General features: G+C 73.1%; 16 protein-coding genes. 12 read left to right on the top strand and 4 right to left on the bottom strand.

Features of this window, described 5'->3' with window-relative positions:
• Positions 1 to 46 precede the first annotated feature (46 nt).
• Entirely contained in the window at positions 47 to 1333 is a 1287-nt protein-coding gene (locus BGO91_RS17795; protein WP_290474072.1) for a GNAT family N-acetyltransferase, read from the top strand.
• 70 nt (positions 1334 to 1403) lie between these two features.
• Here BGO91_RS17795 and BGO91_RS17790 read toward each other — a convergent pair whose 3' ends face one another.
• Complete coding sequence (locus BGO91_RS17790; protein WP_290474071.1) at positions 1404 to 2690, bottom strand: adenylosuccinate synthase; 1287 nt, start codon at positions 2688 to 2690, stop codon at positions 1404 to 1406.
• A 179-nt stretch (positions 2691 to 2869) separates the two neighbouring features.
• On the opposite strand from BGO91_RS17790, the gene BGO91_RS17785 reads away from it, so the two are divergent.
• The 7 genes from BGO91_RS17785 to BGO91_RS17755 all read left to right on the top strand — a co-directional run bounded on the left by BGO91_RS17785 (position 2870) and on the right by BGO91_RS17755 (position 12350).
• Positions 2870 to 5671: an MMPL family transporter gene (locus BGO91_RS17785; RefSeq protein WP_290474070.1), complete on the top strand. Its 2802-nt coding sequence runs from the start codon at positions 2870 to 2872 to the stop codon at positions 5669 to 5671.
• The gene (locus tag BGO91_RS17780) at positions 5668 to 7677 is read left to right on the top strand and encodes a hypothetical protein (RefSeq protein WP_290474069.1); all 2010 of its coding nucleotides are present in this window, start codon (positions 5668 to 5670) and stop codon (positions 7675 to 7677) included. Before BGO91_RS17785 ends, BGO91_RS17780 begins: the two co-directional genes overlap by 4 nt.
• 172 nt (positions 7678 to 7849) lie before the next feature.
• Positions 7850 to 8491, top strand: coding sequence for a TetR/AcrR family transcriptional regulator (locus tag BGO91_RS17775; RefSeq protein ID WP_290474068.1), 642 nt, complete (start codon positions 7850 to 7852; stop codon positions 8489 to 8491).
• Positions 8488 to 9186, top strand: a complete 699-nt coding sequence (locus BGO91_RS17770) for a hypothetical protein (protein WP_290474067.1) — start codon at positions 8488 to 8490, stop codon at positions 9184 to 9186. The genes BGO91_RS17775 and BGO91_RS17770 overlap by 4 nt, the downstream gene beginning before the upstream one ends.
• Complete coding sequence (locus tag BGO91_RS17765; RefSeq protein ID WP_290474066.1) at positions 9183 to 11036, top strand: YhgE/Pip domain-containing protein; 1854 nt, start codon at positions 9183 to 9185, stop codon at positions 11034 to 11036. The genes BGO91_RS17770 and BGO91_RS17765 overlap by 4 nt, the downstream gene beginning before the upstream one ends.
• A gap of 49 nt (positions 11037 to 11085) precedes the next feature.
• On the top strand, positions 11086 to 11931 hold the full coding sequence (locus BGO91_RS17760) for a metallophosphoesterase (RefSeq protein ID WP_290474065.1): 846 nt from the start codon (positions 11086 to 11088) through the stop codon (positions 11929 to 11931).
• Positions 11928 to 12350 carry a DUF3052 domain-containing protein gene (locus BGO91_RS17755; protein ID WP_290474064.1) on the top strand — a complete coding sequence of 141 codons (423 nt, stop codon included), beginning with the start codon at positions 11928 to 11930 and terminating at the stop codon, positions 12348 to 12350. Before BGO91_RS17760 ends, BGO91_RS17755 begins: the two co-directional genes overlap by 4 nt.
• Positions 12351 to 12443: 93 nt before the next feature.
• Here the strand turns inward: BGO91_RS17755 and BGO91_RS17750 are convergent, their stop codons facing one another.
• Positions 12444 to 13073 carry a TrmH family RNA methyltransferase gene (locus BGO91_RS17750; protein ID WP_290474063.1) on the bottom strand — a complete coding sequence of 210 codons (630 nt, stop codon included), beginning with the start codon at positions 13071 to 13073 and terminating at the stop codon, positions 12444 to 12446.
• Positions 13074 to 13137: 64 nt separating this feature from the next.
• Between BGO91_RS17750 and BGO91_RS17745 the strand changes: the two genes are divergently transcribed.
• Positions 13138 to 13938, top strand: coding sequence for an HAD-IIA family hydrolase (locus BGO91_RS17745; protein ID WP_290474062.1), 801 nt, complete (start codon positions 13138 to 13140; stop codon positions 13936 to 13938).
• Between the two features lie 4 nt (positions 13939 to 13942).
• Entirely contained in the window at positions 13943 to 14494 is a 552-nt protein-coding gene (locus BGO91_RS17740) for a DUF4303 domain-containing protein (protein WP_290474061.1), read from the top strand.
• Between the two features lies 1 nt (position 14495).
• Here BGO91_RS17740 and BGO91_RS17735 read toward each other — a convergent pair whose 3' ends face one another.
• Both BGO91_RS17735 and pyrE read right to left on the bottom strand, forming a co-directional pair.
• On the bottom strand, positions 14496 to 17132 hold the full coding sequence (locus BGO91_RS17735; RefSeq protein ID WP_290474060.1) for a septum formation family protein: 2637 nt from the start codon (positions 17130 to 17132) through the stop codon (positions 14496 to 14498).
• Complete coding sequence (gene pyrE / locus BGO91_RS17730; RefSeq protein WP_290474059.1) at positions 17132 to 17680, bottom strand: orotate phosphoribosyltransferase; 549 nt, start codon at positions 17678 to 17680, stop codon at positions 17132 to 17134. The genes BGO91_RS17735 and pyrE overlap by 1 nt, the downstream gene beginning before the upstream one ends.
• 42 nt (positions 17681 to 17722) lie before the next feature.
• Between pyrE and BGO91_RS17725 the strand changes: the two genes are divergently transcribed.
• Both BGO91_RS17725 and BGO91_RS17720 read left to right on the top strand, forming a co-directional pair.
• Positions 17723 to 18568 (top strand): exodeoxyribonuclease III, encoded by an 846-nt coding sequence (locus BGO91_RS17725; protein ID WP_290474058.1) that lies wholly within the window; start codon positions 17723 to 17725, stop codon positions 18566 to 18568.
• Between the two features lie 128 nt (positions 18569 to 18696).
• Complete coding sequence (locus BGO91_RS17720; protein WP_290474057.1) at positions 18697 to 19563, top strand: ABC transporter ATP-binding protein; 867 nt, start codon at positions 18697 to 18699, stop codon at positions 19561 to 19563.
• Positions 19564 to 19619 lie beyond the last annotated feature (56 nt).

Here is a 19619-nt window from a genome sequence, read left to right as displayed (position 1 = left end):
CGACCGGTCCTCGCGGCGGAGGACGGCCGGTGGGTACGGTGGAGAGGTGAACCAGAGCTACGAGAACGCGCCCGTCGACGAGCAGTCCGCCCACGAGGTCGAGGAGGCGGGCCTGCGGCTCGCCCTGGTCGACACGTCCGATGCGGAGGCGTTCGACAAGTGGTTGCGGGCCGATCAGCGCGGGTTCCACAGCGGTGCTCCGTCGAAGGAGGTGCTGGCGGAGGGGCGTGCGACGCTCGCGGACCGTCGCACGACCGCCGTGTACGACGACCTCCTGCCGTCGCGGGAGCCGGTCGGCACCGTGAACTCGTGGGTCGCTCCGCTGACCGTGCCGGGCGGCGATCGCGTCGGGGCGTGGGCGATCAGCTCGGTGACCGTCGCGCCGACGCACCGCCGCCGGGGGATCGCGCGCGCCCTGCTCGGCGGCGAGCTGCGCACCGCGCACGCGCTGGGGGTGCCGCTGGCGATCCTCACCGTCTCGGAGTCCGTGATCTACGGGCGCTGGGGCTTCGGCCCTGCCACGTTCGTCAGCGACTGGAGCGTGGACACCAAGCGCGTGCGCTGGGCGGGCGGCCCGACGACCGGCCGGCTGTCCTTCACCGAGCCCGACGAGTACCGCGAGACCGGGCGCGCCGTGCTCGACGCCGTCATGGCCGCGCGTCCGGGCGAGATCGGACTCTCCCCGTACCTGTCCGACCGGCTGATCGGCCCGGTGGCGGGCACCGAGAACCCGGAGCGCTACCGCCTGGTGCGCTACGACTCCCTGTCGGGCGAGCCGGAGGGGTTCGTCAGCTTCGCCGTGAAGGGGAGCGACGACTTCGTGCGGCACACGGTGGAGGTCAACCACCTCGCCGCTGCGACCGACGAGGCGCTCACCGCGCTGTGGCGGTTCCTGCTGGAGCTCGACCTCGTCGCCGAGGTGCGCGCCGGCGTCCTCGGCGTCGACGAGCCGCTGCCGGCGCTCGTCTCTGACATCCGCGGCGCCGCCGTCACGGGCATCCGCGACCACCTGTGGGTGCGCATCCTGGACGTCCCTGCCGCTCTCGCGGCGCGCGGCTACGAGCGCGACGGCGAGCTGGTGCTCGACGTGGTCGACGATCTGGGCCTGGCGGGAGGCCGCTTCCGCCTGTCCGTGACGGACGGGGTCGCGACCGTGTCTGAGACCGCGGACGCCCCCGACGTGACCCTGCCGGTCGCGTCGCTCGGCAGCGTGTACCTCGGCCACGACTTCGCCCGCGCGCTCGGTGTGGCCGGCAGGATCGAGGGCGACGTGACGGCGCTCGACCGGCTCTTCCGCACGGCCGTGCCGCCGCGCCTCAGCACCTGGTTCTGACGGCGAAGTTCACGTCGTGGCGGCTATCGCAGTGCGGATAGCCGCCACGACGTGAATCTCGAACCCGCGCTCAGTCGACGAGGTCGTGGCGCACGACGATCTCGTCGCGGGCCGGACCCACGCCGATCGCCGAGATGCGCGCACCGGACATGCGCTCGAGAGTGAGCACGTAGTCCTGGGCGTTCTTGGGCAGGTCGTCGAACGAGCGCGCGCCGCTGATGTCCTCGGTCCAGCCGGGGAACTCCTCGTAGATCGGGACGGCGTGGTGGAAGTCGCTCTGCGACGCCGGGACCTCGTCCATCCGCACGCCGTCCACGTCGTAGGCGACGCAGACCGGGATGCGCTCGATGCCCGTGAGGGTGTCGAGCTTGGTCAGCACGAAGTCGGTGACGCCGTTGATGCGCGCCGTGTAGCGGGCGACGGGGGCGTCGTACCAGCCGGTGCGGCGCGGGCGGCCGGTGGTGGTGCCGAACTCGAAGCCGCGCTCGCGCAGGAACTCGCCCCACTCGTCGAACAGCTCGGTCGGGAACGGGCCAGCGCCGACACGGGTCGTGTACGCCTTGACGATGCCGATGACGCGGTCGATGCGGTTCGGGCCGATGCCGGAGCCGATGGCCGCGCCGCCCGACGTGGAGCTGGAGGAGGTGACGAACGGGTAGGTGCCGTGGTCGACATCCAGCATCGTCGCCTGGCCGCCCTCGAAGAGCACGTACTTGCCGTCCTCGAGGGCGCGGTGCAGCAGCAGCGAGGAGTCGACGACCATCGGGCGCAGGCGCTCCGCGTAGCTCAGCAGCTGCTCGACGATCTCGTCGACCGAGATCGCGCGGCGGTTGTAGACCTTCACCAGCAGGTGGTTCTTCTGGTCGAGGGCGCCCTCGACCTTCTGGCGCAGGATGTTCTCGTCGAAGAGGTCCTGGATGCGGATGCCGACGCGGTTGATCTTGTCGGCGTAGGTCGGGCCGATGCCGCGACCGGTGGTGCCGATCTGGCGCTTGCCGAGGAAGCGCTCGGTCACCTTGTCGATGGTGCGGTGGTACTGCGTGATCACGTGCGCGTTGGACGAGACCTTGAGGCGCGAGACGTCGACGCCGCGGGCGATCAGCCCGTCCAGCTCCTCGAAGAGCACCTCGATGTCGACGACGACGCCGTTGGCGATGACCGGGGTCACACCCTCGGTCAGGATCCCCGACGGCAGCAGGTGGAGCGCGTACTTCTCGTCCCCGACGACGACCGTGTGCCCGGCGTTGTTGCCGCCGTTGAACTTGACCACGTAGTCGATGCGGCTGCCGAGGAGGTCGGTCGCTTTGCCTTTGCCTTCGTCGCCCCACTGGGCGCCGATGATCACGATCGCGGGCACTGTCCACGTCCTCTCGATGGATGGGCGCACCGGTGCGTCACACGGACGACCGCTGCACTCGATCCTATCGCGACCCGTGTGCGGGGGCCGTCAGGGGCGTCCGGGACGAGGCAGGGCCAGTGCCACAGCCACTGCCAGGGCCATTGCCGAGGAGCTGAGGAAAGTTCTACATTGGCGCCGTGGCGTCCTTCCTGTACGCGCTGGGCCGGATCGCCTTCCGGCGGCGCCGGAGGGTCCTCGCCCTGTGGCTGCTGGTCGCGGTGCTGATCGGTGCGGGAGGCGCGCTGCTTAGCCACGGGACCGACAACACGTTCAGCATCCCGGGCACCGAGTCGCAGGAGGCGCTCGACGCGCTCGCCCGGACGTTCCCGCAGGTGAGCGGTGCGTCGGCGCAGTTGATCGCGGTCGCGCCGCCGGGCGGCAGCGTCGACGACCCCGCGTTCCAGTCCGCGGTCGAGCGGTCGGTGACGGCGATCGGGCACATCCCGCAGGTCACCAGCGCCTCCTCCCCGTATTCGGGACCGTCGAGCGGCAACCTCAGCGCCGACGGGTCGGCGGCGCTGGTGCCCATCCAGCTCTCGGTCGCGCAGACGGCGGTCGAGCCGTCGACGATGGAGGCGCTGCAGGAGGCCGGGAAGGACCTTCTGAAGCAGCTGCCGTCGGGCTCGCAGGTCGCGGTCGGCGGCCAGGTGTTCTCGCAGTCGGCGGCGGGGATCAGCGTGACCGAGCTCGTCGGCATCCTGATCGCGTTCGTCGTGCTGCTCTTCACCTTCGGGTCGGTCGTCGCCGCCGGGATGCCGCTCGTGACGGCCCTGCTCGGCTCGCTGATCTCGCTCTCGCTGATCTTCGCGGCCACGCACTGGCTCACCATCGCCTCCACGACACCTCTGCTGGCGCTCATGCTGGGCCTGGCGGTGGGGATCGACTACGCGCTGTTCATCATCTCGCGGCACCAGGAGCAGGTGAAGCACGGCATGCCGCCGGAGGAGTCCGCCGCGCGCGCCGTCGCCACCGCCGGCTCCGCGGTCGTATTCGCGGCGGTCACGGTGATCATCGCGCTGCTCGGGCTCGCGGTGGCCGGCATCCCCTTCCTGACGACGATGGGTGTGGCGGCGGCCCTCGGGGTCGCGATCGCCGTGCTGCTGTCGACGACGCTCACTCCGGCGCTGCTCGGATTCGGCGGGATGAAGGTGGTGGCGCGGCGTTACCGCGGGGAGCCGGCGCGGCCGTCGAAGCGAGGCGCGAGTCGAGCGGCGGCGCGTGCGGCGAAACGCGCCGCGAGTCGCGCCGCCGGCCCGCGGCGGCCGCGGTCCGAGCATCCCGTCGCCCTCGGCTGGGTGCGGGCCATCACCCGGTGGCCGCTCGTCACGGTGCTCGGCATCGTCGTGCTGCTCGGGCTGGCGACGCTCCCGGCCGCTTCGCTGCGGCTCTCCCTCCCGGACGCGGGATCGCTCGACGAGCAGGAGCCCGCCCGCATCACCTACGACCTGGTCGCCGACCGCTTCGGCCCTGGCTACAACGGACCGTTGATCGTCACCGGCTCCGTCATCGGGAGCTCGGACCCGGTCGGCCTGATGGACGACCTCGCGGCCGAGCTGCGCACGGTGTCGGGCGTCGCGGCCGTCCCGCTCGCCACGCCGAACCCCGACGGCGACACGGGCATCGCCCAGGTGGTGCCGACGGGAGCGCCGGACTCCGAGCAGACGGGCGCCCTCGTGGCGACGCTCCGCTCGATGCACGACCATTTCGAGCGCGAGTACGGGATCGATCTCGCCGTCACCGGCTACACCGCCGCCGGCATCGACATCTCGGCGCGGCTCGCCGGCGCGCTCCTGCCGTTCGCGCTGCTGGTGGTGGGGCTCTCGCTCGTGCTGCTGGCCATGGTCTTCCGCTCGATCGTCGTGCCGGTGACGGCCGCGCTGGGCTACCTGCTCAGCATCGGCGCCGCCTTCGGGGTGTCGAGCCTGGTGTTCATGAGCGGCTGGCTGGCCGGCCCCCTCCATATCGCCCACGTCGGCTCGGTGATCAGCTTCATGCCGATCATCCTGATGGGCGTGCTCTTCGGGCTCGCGATGGATTACGAGGTGTTCCTCGCCAGCCGGATGCGGGAGGAGCACGTGCGCGGGGCGGCGCCGCGCGAGGCGGTGCACGGCGGGTTCGCCGGTTCGGCGCGCGTCGTGACGGCCGCCGCCGCGATCATGTTCGCCGTCTTCGCCGCGTTCATCCCGGAAGGGGACGCCTCCATCCAGCCCATCGCCGTCGGCCTCGCGGTCGGCGTGGTGATAGACGCGTTCATCGTGCGCATGACGCTCATCCCGGCGGTGCTCGTGCTGTTCGGGCGCGCGGCCTGGTGGATGCCGCGGTGGCTGGACCGCGCCCTTCCCCATTTCGACATCGAGGGGGAGGCGCTCCAGCGCGAGCTCGACGCCGCCGACTGGCCGGAGCCCGGCGATCGCATCGCCATCGCCGCCGAGGGCGCGCGGATGGGCGGCCACGACCGCACGCTCGCGACGGTCGACGCCATGGTCCCTGCGGGCGACGTACTGGTGATCCGGGAGGCCGATCCCGCCGCGGTCGGCGCGGCCCTCTACGGCATCGCCGGGCGCGCGCCGGTGACCGGCGGCCGGCTGAAGGTGGCGGGCCTGCTGCTCCCGGTGCGCCGGGGTGCCGTGCGCGCCCGCGTCGGACTGGCCCGGGTGGGCGACGGCGCCGATCCGATCGCGGCGGTGCGCGTCGCACTGCGCGGCGACCCGCGCATCCTGGTCGTCGACGGCGCCGACCGCACCGCGGGCGCGTCGGCGCGCGCCGAACTCGCCGTCGCCCTCGACCGGGCGTGGACCGACGCGCGCGACACCGGGGAACCGCTCACCCTCGTGCTCGGCGGCGGCATCGACGCCGACCTCGACGGGCTCGTCCCGCTCGGCGCGGTGCGGCACGTCACCACCTCCACCCTCCTCACGGAACCGGAGCCCCAGCCATGAGACGCACCCCCTTCTCCGCCCGGGCGGGCACCGAACGGCTCGCGCCGCTCACGCTCACCGGCCTCGCCCTGGTGCCCCTGATCGTCGCGGGCGTGCTGGCCTGGGCCCTCTGGGCGCCCGGGCAGAACCTCGACCGCGTCACCGCCGCCATCGTCAACGACGACACCCCGGTCACGGTGAACGGGCAGACCGTCCCGCTCGGGCGACAGTTCGCCGGGGCGCTGATGAGCGGAGGGTCCGCGACGGTATCGGGAGGCGCGTCGACGTCGACGGGGACGCCCGCACCGACCGCGACCCCGACTCCCAGCCCGACGCCCGTCCCGGCCGAGGCGCCGCCCGCCGCCGACCCGCAGAACTTCGACTGGGTGCTCACGAACGACGCGGAGGCCGGCGCTGGCCTGTCCAGCGGGCGCTATGCCGCGGTCGTGACGATCCCCTCCTCCTTCTCGGCGAACGCCCTCTCGTTCTCGGGACCCGCCGCGCAGGCGAAGCAGGCGTCGATCACCGTGCGGACCGGGGCCGCCGTCGCCCTGCTCGACCCGGCCCTCACGGCCGCGATCACGCAGACGGCGACCGCCGCGCTCGGCCGCCAGCTCACCGTGCAGTACCTCGGCAACGTGTACCAGGGGTTCAACACGATCAACACGCAGATCGGGAGCGCGGCCTCCGGGGCCACGAGCCTCGCGAGCGGGGCCGACGCGCTGTCGCAGGGGACGCAGCAGCTCGCCGCGGGCGCCGCCAGCCTCGCGACCGGCGCACAGTCGGTCGACGCCGGCGCGCAGTCCCTCGCCTCCGGCCTCTCGACGCTGAGCGATCAGACGGCGTCGCTGCCCGCGCAGTCCGCCCAGCTGGCTCGCGGCGCGACCGCCGTGGCCGGGGCGACGGATGCCGCCGCCGGGCAGGTGTCGGCCGCGACGGCCTCCCTCGCCCAGGCGCAGGCGCAGGTCTGTCCGGGTCCCGGATGCGCGGCGGTCACCGCCGCGCTCGCGACGCTGCAGCAGGCGAACAGCGCCGTCGGGACGCTCGACACCGTCGCCGACGGGGTCGCCACGGGCAACCAGCAGCTCGCCGCGGCCCTGCCCCGGGTCGTCGACGGCATCGATCAGTCCGCGGCGGGCGCTGCGCAGCTGGCCTCCGGGACGGCGCAGACCAGCAGCGGAGCGGCCTCCCTCAGCGGCGGCGCCACCTCCTCTGCGTCGGGCGCCGCCCAGGTGGATGCGGGCGCGCAGCAGCTGAGCAGCGGGCTCGACACGGCGGTGAAGGACATCCCGACCTACTCGCCCGCGGACATCGCCACGCTCACGGCGGTCGTCGCGCAACCTGTCGTCGCGACGCAGAAGGCTCCGCCACCGGGCGTCGCGACGGTGCCGCTCTTCCTCGTGCTGGCCCTCTGGGTCGGCGCCCTGGCGACCGCGTATGCCCGGCGCGCGGTTCCCGGCCGCGATCTGATGACCACGGCTCCCTCGGTGGGCATCGCCCTGCGAGCGGCCGGGGTGACCGCGCTCGTCGGCGCCGGGGAGGGGGTGCTCGCCGCCGGACTCGCGCAGTTCTGGCTCGGCCTGCGGCCCGACGTCTGGCTCGAGCTGGCCATCGCCGGGGCCCTGGTCGGCGCGGTGTTCTGCCTGATCAACCAGGCGCTGGCCGCGGCGTTCGGCGGCGTCGGCCGGCTGCTCGCGCTCGTCGTGGGGCTGCTCGCGCTGGTGTCCGGGATGTCGTCCACGGTCCCGCCGGCGGTGGCCTCCCTCGCCGCGGCGATGCCGACCGCGCCCGCGCTCTCGGGGTTGCGCGCCATCGCCGCGGGAGACGCGGGCGGCGCGTGGGGCGACATCGGGCTGCTCGTGCTCTGCGCGGTGGGCGCGATCGCGCTGCTGTTCGCCGCCGTCGCCGCCCGTCGATCCGTGCGGCTCGGCGACCTCGTGCCGCGGTCGCGCCCGAGGGCGCCGCTTGCGCCTCCGCCGACTCCGGCGCCTCCGGCGCCTCCGCCCGCCCACTCCCGCGCGGCCTGACGCCGCCCGCCCGCTCCCGCGCGGCCTGACCGGCCGCCGCTCCCGCGCCGCCCGACCGCTCCGCACTCCCGCGCGCCCTGACGCCGCCCGCCGCCGCCACCTCGCCTCCCCTCCGCCTCCCCTCCGCCGCACTAAGTTGCACAGTAGTGTGCAAGAAGCGTAAGATCGAGGCATGACCGCCTCCCCTGCCCGCGCTCCGCGACGCGATGCCGCCGCGAACCGGGAGGCCCTCCTCGTGGCCGCAGCGGCCGCTCTCAACGAGGACATCGACGCCTCCCTCGAGACCATCGCCGCGCGCGCGGGCCTCAGCCGCCGCGCGCTGTACGGCCACTTCGCCAACCGCGACGACCTGCTCATCGATGTCTTCACCCGCGGCGCCGCCCGGCTGGCCGCCCTGCTCGACCCGGTGTCGCATCCCGACGCCCGCGTCGAGATCGCGCTCTTCGGCGCGACCCTCTGGGCCGAGGTCGAGCACATCCGCGTCAGCGCCGCCCTCGCCGTGCGCGGGCCGCACCGGCAGATGGTGGCCACGGCCCTCGACCCGGCCCGCGAGCGCCTGCGGTCCACGGTCGAGCGCGGGATGGCCGCCGGCCAGGTGCGCACCGACCTCGACCGCGAGACGGTCACCCGCCTCATCGAGAACGCGGCGATCGCCGTGCTCGACGAGGCGACGCGCGCCGGGTTCTCCCGCGCCGCCGGGCACCGGCTGGTCATGCTGGCCGGCCTCGGCGCGGCGGGTCTCGGCTGGCAGGAGGCCGACGCGCTCATCGACAACACACCCGAACTCGCATTCACCCCGGAGATGAACCGATGAAGATCGCCCTCGACTCAGTCGCGAAGGGCCCGCGCAACGCCGCCCTGCCGCCGACCAGCGTCGCCTTCGCGAACGGTCAGGCCGTGCTCGCACGCGCCGAGACCGAGCAGCGCCCGACCGTGCTCGGCCTGATCGCCTCCGGGCGGATGCGCCCCGACGCCGGCGTCGTCACGATCGACGGCGCCACCGACTACCGCGCGATGCGTCGGCGCATCGCCCTCATCGACGCGCCCGACGTGTGCGAGCCCGCAGCCGATGTGACCGTCGCCGGGATCGTGGCCGAGGAGCTGATGTTCGCCGGCCGCGCCTCCCATCCCATCGCCGTCAACAAGCGCCTGAACGAGCTGGGCGCCTCGGAGTACGCGCGCTGGGGCATCGGCACGGTGCCGCCGACGGTGCGCATCCGGCTGCTCGCCGAGCTCGCCCTGATGCGGAAGGGCGTCGACGGTCTCGTGATCGTCTCCCCCGACCGCCACGGCGGCGACCCGAGCGAATGGTGGACGTTCGCCCGGGAGCTGGCGGGCCGCGGCATCGCCGTGCTCGTCGTGGCCGGCGACGCCTCCGCCGCGGCGATCGCCGCCGCCTCCCTCGTCTCGCGACTCGACGAGACCGCTTCCGCCCCCGCGACCTTCGACGAGGACCCGGGCCGCGACGACACCGATGACCTTCCCGACCTGATCGTGGAGAACGCATGAAGATCCCGCAGATGATCGCGGCGGAGTTCCGCCGCCTGACCGCCAACCCGATGGCCATCGTGGCGCTCATCGCCCTCATGGCCGTGCCCGTGCTCTACGGCGGCCTGTACCTGTGGGCCAACCAGAACCCGTACGCGAACCTCAACAAGATCCCCGCCGCGATCGTCGTCGACGACACCGGCACCACGGTCGACGGCAAGGACATCAACTACGGCGACCAGGTGGCCGACCAGCTGATCGAGGACGGCTCGTTCGACTGGCACCGGGTGAAGTCGGGATCGGCGGCGAGCGGCGTCGACGACTCGAAGTACGACTTCAGCATCACCTTCCCGTCCGACTTCTCGTCGGCGCTCGCCTCGGCGTCGGGCGACAGCCCGCACCGCGCCATCGTGACGCTCACGACCAACGACACCAACAGCTACCTGGCGTCGACGATCGGCACCCAGGCGGCCGAGAAGATCCGCACCTCCATCGTCAAGCAGGTCAACCAGGAGGCTGCGGCGCAGTTCCTCCTCGGGCTCTCCGACATCCGCTCCAACCTGGTGAAGGCCGCGGACGGCGCGAACCAGCTGGTCGACGGCAGCGCCACGGCCCAGTCGGGGGCGTCGTCCCTCGCCGACGGCACGGCCCAGCTCGCGAGCGGGTCCCAGACCCTGGCGAGCTCGCTCGGCCAGCTCGCGTCGGGCGCCCAGCAGGTGAGCGACGGGGCGGCGAAGGTCGCCACCGGCAACAAGGAGGTCGCGGGCAAGGCGACCGAGGCCGGGCAGGTCGCGGCGCAGTTGGCGGCGGACGCACCCGCGGTCGGTCAAAAGCTGATTGCTCAGCTGCAAGCCGACAACGTCGATCCGGCCATCATCGCCCAGGTCCAGGCCGCGATCGGCGACATCGACGGCAAGGTGCAGTCGGGCAACAGCCAGATCCAGAACGCGGTCGGGCAGGTCAACCAGCTCTCCGCGGGCGCCGACCAGGTCGCGGGAGGCGCGGCGCAGGTCGCCAGCGGCTCGGCGCAGGCACAGGCCGGCGCGACCCAGCTCGCCACCGGCGCGGGCACCGCGGCGAGCGGCGCGGCACAGCTTCGCGACGGCCTCACCACTCTCCACGACGGCACGACGACCCTGAGCGACGGCCTCCAGGACGGCGTGAAGCAGATCCCCGACAACTCCCCCGAGCTGCAGAAGAAGCAGGCGTCGACGATCTCCGACCCGGTCAACCTGAAGAACGACAGCATCACCTCCGCCGGCACGTACGGCGCCGGCCTCGCCCCGTTCTTCGTCGCGCTGGCCGGCTGGATCGGGATCTACGCGCTGTTCCTGATCGTGAAGCCCGTCTCGCGCCGCGCGATCACGGCGCTGCACTCGCCCGTCAAGATCACCCTCGCGGGCTGGCTGACGCCGGGACTGCTCGGCGCCATCCAGATGGTCGGGCTGTTCGCGATCGTGGCCGGCGCCCTCGGCTTCCGCATCGAGAACCCGGTCGGGATGTACGGCCTCATGGCGTTGGCGTCCCTGACGTTCGCCGCCATCATCCTGGCGCTGAACGTCTGGCTGGGCAGTGTGGGGCAGTTCCTCGGCCTGGTGCTGATGGTGCTCCAGCTCGTGACCGCGGGAGGCACCTTCCCCTGGCAGACATTGCCGGGCCCGTTGGCCGCCCTGCACCATGTGCTGCCGATGTCGTACGCGGTCGACGGGATCCGCCAGCTCATGTACGGCGGCAACCCCGCCACCGCCTGGGCCGACGCGGGCGTGCTCGGGCTGTGGCTGCTCATCGCGCTGCTGGTCTCGGCGATCGGCGTGACGCGGATGACGCACTTCCGAACGCTGCGCGACCTGCGGCCGTCGCTGATCGGATAGCCCGGGTGGGGTGGGAGGCGCCGTCACCCGTGCGCGCTAGGCTCGGCGCGTGACCGCCTCCCACCGCATCCTGCACCTCAGCGACACCCACCTCTTCGGCGACGGCCGTCGGCACTACGACCTCGTCGACACCCGTGCCGCGCTGGAGCGGGTGCTCGAGCGGGCGTCCTCCCTCGGAGCCCTGGATGCGGTCGTCGTGTCGGGCGATCTGTCCGAGGACGGCTCGGCGGAGTCGTACCGCATCCTCTCCGGGCTGCTGGAGCCGTGGGCCGCCGAGCGCGGCGCGCAGGTCGTCTACGCGATGGGCAATCACGATCTGGCCGAGCCGTTCGAGGAGGTCCTCGGCGAGCGCGAGCGCGTCGTCGAGGTGCGCGGCCTGCGGATCGTGACCGTGGACTCCACCGTCGCAGGCTCCGGCTACGGAGAGGTCGGCGAGGAGCGCCTGGAGCGGCTGCGGGAGATCCTCTCCGAGTCGGCCGACCACGGCACCGTCGTCGTGCTGCACCATCCCCCGACCCCTCCCACGACCGGGCTCTTCGAGTCGCTGCGGCTGATCGATCCCGAGCCGCTGCTCGAGGCGTGCCGGGAGGGCGACGTGCGCGCGATCCTCGCCGGGCACTACCACCACGCGCTGGTGACCGAGACCGACCCCGGGTACATCCCGCTGGTCGTCGCCCCGGCCGTGGCGAACACGACCGACGTGCTCTGGCCGGCGCCGGGCGAGCGGGCCGTGCGCGGCTCCGGCTTCGCGGTGATCGACCTCCCGGACGACGAGCCCGTGCGAGCGCTCATCGTCACCGCACCGGGGCCCGATGACGGGGAGACCGTCTACGAGCTCGACGCGGCCGACGTCGCGCGCATCGCCGAGACGTCGGGCCGGCGCGCAGAGCAATGAGCGCTCCGGCCGGGTACTCCGGCACGCCGCTGTGGAAGAAGCTCGGGCTGAAGCCCGGGATGCGCGCGCAGCTGCTGCACGCCGACCCCGGCTGGCGCATCCCTCTCGACGGGCCCGGCGCTCCCGAGCCGATCGAGTGGCTCGATCCCGCGGACGACGGGCCGGCCGGGCTCGTGCTGGCGTTCTACCGCGAGGCGGCGGAGTACCTGGGCGAGCTCGACGCGATCGGTTCCCGCATCCGGCCCGACGGGATGCTGTGGGCAGCGTGGCCGCGCAAGGCGGCCGGCCACGTGAGCGACCTCGACGAGAACCTCCTGCGCGACGCCGCCCTCGACCGCGGGCTCGTCGATGTGAAGGTCGCCGCGCTCTCGACCGACTGGTCGGGCCTCAAGATCGTCTGGCGCCGCGAGAACCGCTGACCCCGCCCCGCCGCGCGGCGCGGGCGCCCACATTTGTGCCAAATGTCGCGAATCCGGTGCCAAACCCCGCATTTGTGCCAAATGTGGGCGGGGTCAGAAGCGCACGTGCTGCAGGATCCAGGCGTGCATCGCGACCGCGGCGGCGGCGGAGGCGTTGATCGAGCGCGTCGAGCCGAACTGCGAGATCTCGATCACGGCGTCGGCGGCGTCGATCGCCGGCTGCGAGAGCCCCGGCCCCTCCTGCCCGAACAGCAGGACGCACTCGCGCGGCAGGGCGAAGGTCTCGATGAGCACCGACCCGGGGACGTTGTCCACCGCGATGATCGGGAGGCCGGCCTCCCGCGCCCACGCGACGAACGCCTCCACATCCTCGTGGTGCACGACGTGCTGGTAGCGGTCGGTCACCATCGCGCCGCGCTTGTTCCACCGGCGGCGGCCGATGATGTGCACGGTGTCGGCGGCGAACGCGTTCGCGCTGCGCACGATCGACCCGATGTTCATGTCGTGCTGCCAGTTCTCGATCGCGACATGGAACGGGTGCCGGTGCTCGTCGAGGTCGGCGACGATCGCCTCCATCCGCCAGTAGCGGTAGCGGTCGATCACGTTGCGGGTGTCGCCCTGGCGCAGCAGCTCGGGGTCGTAGTGGTCGCCCTCCGGCCACTCGCCCGGCCAGGGCCCGACGCCGTGGGTGGTGAGTTCGTGCGACGGTCCCGGGTGATCCACCCAGCCAGCGTAGCCGCCCGCCCTCTAAGCTGGTGGCGTCCAGTCTCCATCGGAAGGGGTTTGCGTGGCGCGACGCGACGAGATCGAATGCTGGCTCACGGACATGGACGGCGTGCTCGTCCATGAGAACCAGGCGCTGCCCGGTGCCTCGGATCTCATCCAGCAGTGGCGCGACAACGGCACGCCGTTCCTCGTGCTGACGAACAATTCCATCTACACCCCGCGCGACCTCGCCGCCCGGCTCCGCGCCTCGGGTCTGGATGTGCCGGAGGAGTCGATCTGGACCTCCGCCCTCGCCACCGCCGACTTCCTCAAGTCGCAGAAGCCCGGCGGCAGCGCCTACGTCATCGGCGAGGCCGGTCTGACGACCGCGCTGCACGAGGCCGGCTTCATCATGACCGACACGAACCCCGACTACGTCGTGGTCGGCGAGACCCGCAGCTACTCGTTCGACGCGATCACGAAGGCCGTGCGCCTCATCGGCGCCGGCGCCCGGTTCATCTCCACCAACCCGGACGCGACCGGCCCCAGCGCCGAGGGCCCGATGCCCGCGACCGGCGCCGTGACCGCCATGATCACCAAGGCGACCGGCGGCATGGAGCCCTACGTGGTCGGCAAGCCCAACCCGATGATGTTCCGCTCGGCGCTCAACCGCATCGGCGCCCACTCCGAGAACACCGCCATGATCGGCGACCGGATGGACACGGACGTCGTCGCGGGCATCGAGGCGGGCCTCCACACCATCCTGGTGCTCACCGGCATCAGCGACCAGGCCGAGATCGACCGCTACCCGTTCCGTCCCGACGAGATCCTGAGCGGCGTGCGCGACCTGCTCTCCCCCGAGCCCGTGGAATCGGACCTCTGACGGCGTGACCCTCGAGCACCACCCCGCCGCGTACGACCGCGTGCGGGCCGCCATCCGCGAGGCCGCGCGCGCCGCGTGGACGGACCTGCGTCGCGAGCATCCCGAGTCGTTCTACTACTTCGGGCTGTGGACCACGCCGCTCGCGCACCGGCCGGTGCCGACCGCGATCTCGGCGGAGGGGCAGGCCCGCGTCGTCGACGACTACCGGATGCGTGGGATGGTCGTGAGCAGGGACGAACTGCGCTGGGCGGAGAACGATTCGCCGTTCGACCTGTTCGGCGACGAGGGATTCGCCGAGGTGGAGCGCCTGTTCGACACGTTCGGCAACCCCTACGACCGGCCGCGCGCGGTCAACGAGGCCCTCTTCGACGCGATCACCGGTGCGCTCGCCGACCTCGATGCGGAGGGCTTCTTCGGCACCGGCGCCGAGCGCGACACGGTCGTGGTGAACGTGACCATGCCCGGCCACGACGAGGCGGACGAGCTGCTCGCGTCGGCACGCGCACTCAACCCGGCCTCAGCGCTCTCGCTCTACGAGGCGGACTGGTCCGCGTAGGTCAGCCGGTCGGGCCCGGCCCCGCGACCGACGACGTCATCGGCTCGCCCGTCGAGCGGGTCGCGAAGCAGTAGTACGCGCGCTGCCCGGACTTCCACTGCTCCTCGGTCGCCGGGAACGTGCCCTGCACCTGCAGACCGGTGTACGCCGCGGCGGCGTTCAGATCGATCACGCCCGGCGCGGTGCACAGGCCGTTGATCTGCTGCCCCAGCGCGTCGGCGCCCGGGTAGGGGGCCGCGATGTCCGGGTTCAGGATGCCCGTGTAGACCATCTGCGCGGTGTGCGGCGCCGCGCAGTCGACCACCGTGAACGACTCCGCCCAGGGCGTCGTGTACGGCTCGATGCACTCGCCGCCGCCCAGCGCATCCCACGCGGCGACGCCGGCCGCGGCGGGGGCCGCCGGCTTCGGGGTGACCGTGGGCGTCGGGGTGGGAGTCGGCGTCGGGGTCGCCGAGGGGGACGTCGACCCGGAGGCCTTCGGGCTCGACGCGGACGCTCCGAAGAGCGAGGGCAGGCGCGTGCCGAGAGCGAAGAGGCCGATCAGCACAAGGATCACCGCGAGCGCACCGGCCACGATGAAGAGGATGCGGTTGTTGCGCGGGTTGCGCGGACGCTCCGGCGGGGTGGTCCCCGTCGTGTCGCCGGGGCCGCCGCCGGACGTGGTCGGGCTGCCGGGCACGTCCGCCGGGAGCTCGGGCGGCGGGGCGATCGGCGGCGTCGCCGCGGACGGGATCACGACCGTGGGGTCGGCGGCGAAGGCCGGCGCGGGGAGGGTCTCCTCCGGCACGGTCAGCGGGCCGGTGAACGGCGCGGAGAAGGGCTCCGTGAACGGCTCGGTGAGCTGCGGGCCCTCCATCGCCGCGCTCGGCTCGGCGGCTCCCTGTTCGGGGAAGAGGATGGTGTCGGCGGGGGAGGGCTCGGCGGTGGCCGGGTCGGCGGGGACCGGGTCAGCGGGGACCGGGTCAGCGGGGGCCGCGAACGCGGGAGGGGTGTCGGACGCGGGAGGGGTGTCGGACGCGGGCTGGAGTTCGGGCTCGAGGTCGGCTTCGGGCTCGTCCTCCGCCTCCGGCTCGGCGACGTCGCCGAAGAGTGCGGCGATGCCGTCGTCCGGCTCCGCCTCATCCTCAGGCTGGTCGGACTCCGCGTCGAGCGGATCGGCGGCGGGCTCGGGCGCGACGGGCACCGACTCCGAGAACACGGACTCGACGACCGGGAGAACCGTGGTCGGCTCGGCCGCGGCGGCCGCGGGCGGCGCTTCGACGGGAGTGACGGGCGCGAGCGGGTCCGGGTCGCCGATGCGGGCGGCGAGCAGGGCAGCCATCTCGGACGTGTCGAGCTTCGTTGTCGGCACACCTGCGCTGTCGGGCGCCGGCTCGACGAGGTCCGCGGCGTGCGGCGGCGGGAGCACCGGCTCGGCCGGCGGGGTCGGGGCTGCGAACGCGGGCGGGACCACCGGCGGAGGCGTGACGGGAGGCAGTGGGGCGGCGGGCGGCTCCGCAGCGGCGGGAGGAGGAGTGGCCGGGGGCAGCACGGTCGCGGGCGGCAGCACGGTGGGTGCGGGCGGCGTGAGGGATCCGGGGACAATGGGGATGATGCCGGTCGTGTCGCCGATCACCGAGCGGGAGGACGGGGCATCAGAGGCGGGCGCACCGTATCCGAGGAGCGCTGCGAGGCCGTGGCCCTGCGGCTCCTCCGGCGCGGTGTCATCCTGCTCGCCGCCGGGCTGCTGCCCGTCGGCGGCCTGCGGGGCCGGGGCGGTCGACTCGGCGGGTGCGGCCGGCTCGTCCCACTCGGGAGGCTTGGGCATTCGCAGCGACGCGAGGAAGCTGGGCGGTTCGGCCGCCACCGGCGGCACGAGCGGTTCCGAGGCGGCGGGCGTCTCCGCGGCGACCGGCGGCACGGTCGGGGGCTCCGGAAGCCCCGGGACCACAGGGACCACCGGGACAGTGGGCTCCGAGACCGGCGCCTTGAATCGGGGAGGCTCGGGAAGAGCAGGCTCGGGCTCCGCCGGTTCGGGCACGCTCGGCTGAACGGGCAACGTCGGCTCCGGAAGGCTCGGTGCACCGGGGAGCGTTGGCTCCGGCACGGTCGGGCCAGGCTGGCTCGGCTCGACGGGAAGCGTCGGCTCCGGCAAAGTCGGCTCCTGCACGCTCGGCTCGACCGGCACGCTCGGCTCAACCGGCACGCTCGACTCCGGCTCCGCCTCCGCGCCCTCGGGCCCCGACGCCTCCACCGGCACCGCGGGCACCAGCGGCACCCCGGGCTCGACGGGCTTCGACGAGGTGTTCACCACGAGCGGGTCCTCGCCGGCTCCCGGCGTCAGGTTCCAGGTGAACGGCGCGGGTCCCGCGGCCGGCTCCGCCTGGGGACCGGTCCCTTCGGCGTCATCCCCCGGATCGGCGGGCGCGGTCGGCTCGCTCGGCTCGACGGGCTCCGCGGCGGCGGCACGACGTGCACGACGCGACAGGGGCGCGGGCTCCGGCTCGTCGGGCTCGACGACCTCGGGCTGCGTGCCCAGCTCCCGGAACAGCCACTCGGGGCTGCCGAACTCCGGCTCCTCCGCTCCGGGCGCAGCAGAGCTCGGCGGCGCTTCGGCGTCGTCGCCGTCTCCGTTCGCCGGGTCGCGGTGATCGGCCACTAGGCCAGCCCCAGATCCTTCAGGCCGATCGCAGCGTAGTAGGGGTAACCGGCGGCTTCGATGATCTCGCGCGCGCCGGTGTCGCGGTCGACGACCACGGCCACGGCGGCGATCTCCGCTCCGACCTTCTTCAGCGCCTCGACGGCCTTGAGCGGGGAGCCTCCGGTGGTCGAGGTGTCCTCGAGGACGATGACGCGCTTGCCGGCGAGGTCCGGGCCCTCGACCTGCTTGCCGCGGCCGTGGTCCTTCGGCTCCTTGCGCACGACGAACGCGTCATACTCCGCGCCGCGTGCAGCGCCCTGGTGCAGGATGGCGGCGGCGACCGGGTCGGCGCCCATCGTCATCCCGCCCACGGCGGAGACGTCGGGGATGTCGGCGATGAGGTCGAGCATGACCTGGCCGATCAGCGGGGCGACCCGGTGGTCGAGGCTGACCTTGCGCAGGTCGACGTAGTACGTGGCCTTCTTTCCGCTCGTGAGCGTGAAGTCCCCGTGGAAGACGGCGTCGGCCGAGATGTAGTCGATGAGCTGCTGTCGTGCGTCGGTCACGTCCCGATTCTATGGGGGCGGGCCCCCCGATACGATCGGTGCATGCGTGTCGCCACCTGGAACGTCAACTCCATCCGCACCCGAGTCGGCCGAGTCGTGGACTGGCTGGTCCGTGAAGACGTGGATGTGCTGGCCATGCAGGAGATCAAGTGCAAGCCGGAGCAGTTCCCGTACGGACCGTTCGAGGACGCCGGATACGAGGTCGTGCTGCACGGCCTGAACCAGTGGAACGGCGTCGCGATCGCGAGCCGTCTGCCGATCGAGGACGTGCAGATCGGGTTCCCGGACATGCCCGGCTTCCTGAAAGGCCATGACGGCCCCGACCTGCCAACGGAGGCGCGCGCGATCGGCGCGACCGTCGACGGCGTGCGGCTCTGGAGCCTGTACGTGCCGAACGGCCGCGCCCTCGACGACCCGCACTACCACTACAAGCTCGACTGGCTCGCGACGCTGGCGGAGGACACCCGCCGGTGGCTGGCCGAGAACCCGCACCTCCCGCTCGCGCTGATGGGCGACTGGAACGTGGCCCCGCTGGACTCCGACGTCGGCGACCCGAGCCTCATCCCCGGCGTCTCGACGCACATCTCTCCCCCGGAGCGCTCGGCGTTCTCGGCGTTCGAGGCCGCCGGCCTCACCGACGTGGTGCGGCCGCTCGTGCCACAGGGCTACACCTACTGGGACTACAAGCAGCTGCGGTTCCCGCGCAACGAGGGCCTGCGGATCGACTTCATCATGGGGTCGGAGGCGTTCGCCGACCGGGTCGCGGGAGCCTCCATCCACCGCGACGAGCGCAAGGGCGACGCCCCGAGCGACCACGTGCCGGTGCTGGTGGAGCTCACCGACGACCCCGGCGACGAGGACGAAGACCGACCGATGATCTTCGGCTGACACCGGACGCGCCCGACCCACCCGGCGCGCCCGCCGCGGAGTCGCCACGGCCCAGCGGGCAAGGTTTCGTTACGCCACGTTTCATCGCCCGGGCGGGCATGCGGGCGCTTCGGTAGCGTCGGAGCACCATGTCCGAGACATCGTCCGCCTACCCCGTCGAGTTCGCCGGAGTCGGTCGCGCCTTCGCGGCGCCCACGAAGCGCGGCGCGGCGAGCGAGGTGCGCCCCGTGCTGCGCGATGTCTCCCTGCGGGTCGAGGCGGGCGAGGTCGTCGCCATCCTCGGTGCGAGCGGCTGCGGCAAGTCCACGCTGCTGCGCATCGCCGGAGGTCTCGACCACCCGACCGCGGGTGCTGCCCTGATCGACGGTTCCGCGGTCGCGGGCGTCGACCCGCGCTGCGCGGTCGGCTTCCAGGAGCCGCGGCTGCTGCCCTGGCGCTCCCTGGCCGACAACGTCGCCCTCGGGCTGCCGCACGGGCTGGACCGCACGGCCGGTCGTGAACGCGTCGCCCGGCTGCTCGACCTCGTCGGACTCTCCGCGTCCGCCGCCCTCCGGCCCCGGGAGGTGTCCGGCGGCATGGCGCAGCGCGCCTCGCTGGCTCGCGCCCTGGCCCGCAACCCCGGCGTCCTGCTGCTCGACGAGCCGTTCGGCGCCCTCGACGCCCTGACCCGGCTGAAGATGCAGGACCTCCTCGTCGACGTGCACTCCGCGGCGCCCGCGACCATCCTGCTCGTGACACACGACGTCGACGAGGCGCTGCAGCTCGCCGACCGCATCATCCTGCTGGGCGCCGAGCCGGGGCGCGCGGGCGCGACCATCCGCAGCATCACGACCGTGCCCGGCGCGCGCCCGCGCGACCGCGGGTCGGCGGAGCTCGCCGAACTGCGCGCCGACCTGCTCGACGGACTCGGCATCGACCGGCACGGGAACGCGCACGCGGGCTCCGCGCCGGCCGGCGGTCGAATGTCATCCACAACCGAGGCCTCACTGGTCTGACTCCACCGATCGGGCGGTCCCACCCCCGCGGACCGGCACCGCACGGGAGGCTCGAT

Origin of the sequence: Leifsonia sp. 71-9, assembly GCF_001898805.1 — a bacterium.
GTDB lineage: Bacteria > Actinomycetota > Actinomycetes > Actinomycetales > Microbacteriaceae > Leifsonia.
This window is presented reverse-complemented; position numbering and strand designations above follow the sequence as displayed.